This is a genomic window from Pseudoxanthomonas sp. LjRoot204_2 (assembly GCF_056175765.1).
Genome location: NZ_JBGFFG010000457.1, coordinates 1 through 2523 on the forward strand (window position 1 = coordinate 1; position 2523 = coordinate 2523).

General features: G+C 69.5%; 5 protein-coding genes. All 5 read left to right on the plus strand.

Annotation, left to right across the window (positions count from 1 at the left end; genetic code table 11):
* Positions 1 to 611, plus strand: a 611-nt coding sequence (locus AC04L7_RS16495) for a DUF899 domain-containing protein (protein ID WP_475513438.1), incomplete at its 5' end; no start/stop codon positions are given.
* Positions 612 to 622: 11 nt separating this feature from the next.
* On the plus strand, positions 623 to 1246 hold the full coding sequence (locus tag AC04L7_RS16500) for a hypothetical protein (protein WP_435997548.1): 624 nt from the start codon (positions 623 to 625) through the stop codon (positions 1244 to 1246).
* 106 nt (positions 1247 to 1352) lie between these two features.
* On the plus strand, positions 1353 to 1790 hold the full coding sequence (locus tag AC04L7_RS16505; protein ID WP_475513439.1) for a hypothetical protein: 438 nt from the start codon (positions 1353 to 1355) through the stop codon (positions 1788 to 1790).
* Positions 1791 to 1803: 13 nt separating this feature from the next.
* Positions 1804 to 2244, plus strand: coding sequence for a 3-dehydroquinate dehydratase (locus tag AC04L7_RS16510; RefSeq protein ID WP_296280858.1), 441 nt, complete (start codon positions 1804 to 1806; stop codon positions 2242 to 2244).
* Positions 2225 to 2455 (plus strand): hypothetical protein, encoded by a 231-nt coding sequence (locus tag AC04L7_RS16515; RefSeq protein ID WP_296280856.1) that lies wholly within the window; start codon positions 2225 to 2227, stop codon positions 2453 to 2455. The genes AC04L7_RS16510 and AC04L7_RS16515 overlap by 20 nt, the downstream gene beginning before the upstream one ends.
* The last annotated feature ends 68 nt before the right edge of the window (positions 2456 to 2523 follow it).

The window sequence follows — 2523 nt, forward strand, 5'->3', positions numbered from 1 at the left end:
CCCCCTATGTGTTCGACACACCGCAAGGCACGCGCACGCTGGCCGAGCTGTTCGAGGGCCGCCGCCAGCTGATGGTGCAGCACTTCATGTTCGCGCCGGGCTGGGAACAGGGTTGCAAGAGCTGCTCCTTCATGGCCGACCACCACGCCGGTGCGCTCACGCACCTCGCCCAGCGCGACCTCACCCTGGTCGCGGTCTCGCGCGCACCGCTGGCCGATATCGACGCCTTCCGCCGGCGCATGGGGTGGACATTCCCGTGGGTATCCTCGCATCGCACCTCGTTCAACCACGACTTCGGCGTGAACTTCAGCCAGGAGGACATGTCGCGCGGCGCCGTGGACTACAACTACAAGCGGCAGCCCTTCCCGCACGAGGAAGCCCCCGGCATCAGCGTGTTCGTGCGCGACGACGAAGGCCACGTCTTCCATGCCTACTCGCGCTACGGGCGCGGTGTGGAAGCGATGATGCACACCTACGCCCTGCTCGACCTGGCGCCGTTCGGCCGCGGTGAAGAGGGCGATGCCTACCCGATGGCCTGGGTGCGCCACCACGACCGCTACGACACCACGCCCGCCACCGCGTCCGGCGGATGCTGTGCCGCGAAACCCTGAGTCGACGCGCCATGCCGTTGCCCGATGCCTGGTGGCCCTGGCTCAGCATCGCCGGTCTGGGCGTGGTGCATGGCCTGAGTCCGGCGAATGGCTGGCTGTTCGTCGCGGCCATCGCCGCCGATTCCGGCGATGCGCACGACGTACGGCGCGCCCTGCTGCCCATCGCCATCGGGCACGCACTGTCGGTGGGGCTGGTCGTGGTGGTGGTGATGCAGGGCATCAGGCTGCCGCAGCAGCACCTGCTCGCCTTGGCGGGGAGCGGCCTGCTGGTCTTCGCGGCATGGAGACACGTCGTGCGCCCACGCGCTGCCGCTCGCCATGCCGCCCCTCGATCGCACGCGGGACTCGCCGCCTGGTCCTGCCTCATGGGCACCGCGCACGGCAGCGGCCTGATGCTGGTGCCGGCGCTGATGCCACTGTGCATGACGGACGGACCTGCGCGCGCCATCAGCGCCACCGGATCGGTTGCGTTGATGCTGACGGCAGTGGCCGTGCATCTGCTGGCGATGCTCGTGGCAACGCAGGTCGCCGCCGCTGGCCTCTGTCGCGGCCTTCGTTGCCGCGCGCGCTCGACGGACGCTGCCCGCACGCTGCTGCTCGGCCTGACGGGCGTGATGCTGATCGCGCAGCCCTGAAACGCTACGCGTTCTTTACGCGCCTGTCTCGGGAACGCATGGCGACGTTACGCACCACGGGCCTATCGTGACCACACCGCACACGCCGTGCGTCACGAACCGCTCCATGTCCATCCTGATCCTGCGCGGCCCGCATGCCGCGCTCCCCGACGTTCCCCTCCTCGACCGCCCGCTGCTTGAACGTGCGAACGCCGTCGGCCAGTCATTGCGCTGTCGCGCCTTCGCCAGTGTCCGCCAGTTGGTTAGCGGCCTGCGACGCGCGCGCCGCGAGCGAACCGACCTGCTGCTGCTCGACGTCGGCGACCTGGCGATGCACGACGCAGCCCAGAGCCGTGCCGTGCGCGACGCACTCGACGGCCTGCCTGCACCCTATATCGAAGTGCACGACGACGCCTCGCGCGTGCTGGAACCTCGCGTACAGCMCCAGCATGCACCGCTGGTGACCGTGATCCTGCGCAACGATCTCCCGCGTGCCTACGCGATGGCGCTGGACATCGCACTGCGTCGCCTGCATCCCGCCCCTGCGGAGACCCTCCATGCCTGAGCCGGAGCCCCTCATGTCCATCCTCGTCATCCGCGGCCCCGAACGCCACGACGCCCTCACGTCAGCCCCGCCGCCGTTGCCACCGTCGGTGCTCGGCGCGCTGGTGCAGCGCGCCGGCTGCGCTGGGCAGACGCTCGCCGTCCGCAGTTGCAGCTCCACCACCGAGGTCCTCACCGCCTTGCGTCTGGCCAACGAGTGGGGCGTACGCGCCACGCTGCTCGACCCCGGCGCGCTCACCGACCATCCGCTGTTGCAGCGCGCGGTGCAGGGTCTGGCCCATCCGTACGTGGAGGTCCACGACACGCTCGATGAAGGCGCCCTGCCCGCCGCCACCGGCCGCCGCCTCGCGGTCGTCGATGGCTACGGTGCGCGCAGTTACGCCTTGGCGCTGGAAATCGCGCTCGAGCAACTGGGCTGCACGGAATGCGAGTGCGATGTGCACGTCGGCACCTGACGCAGACGCTCGCGCATCCGTTCGCCGCTATTTCGCCGACTATGAGGTGTACGAAGGCGGACACTGCATCGCCTGGGGCCAGGTGGCGGCGCAGGTAGACGGCGGGGTGGCATCGGCCGACGCCATCGTGGCGACATTGCGCGAGGACGCTGCGCGCCAGCACGACGCGACGCCTGGCGCTATCCGGCTGCGTTGCGTGTGCCGGCTGTGATCGCGCACGCGAGACAGCGAATGTTCACCTGCTCATGTGACGCGTCGCCCAGTTTCCGGTGTACTACA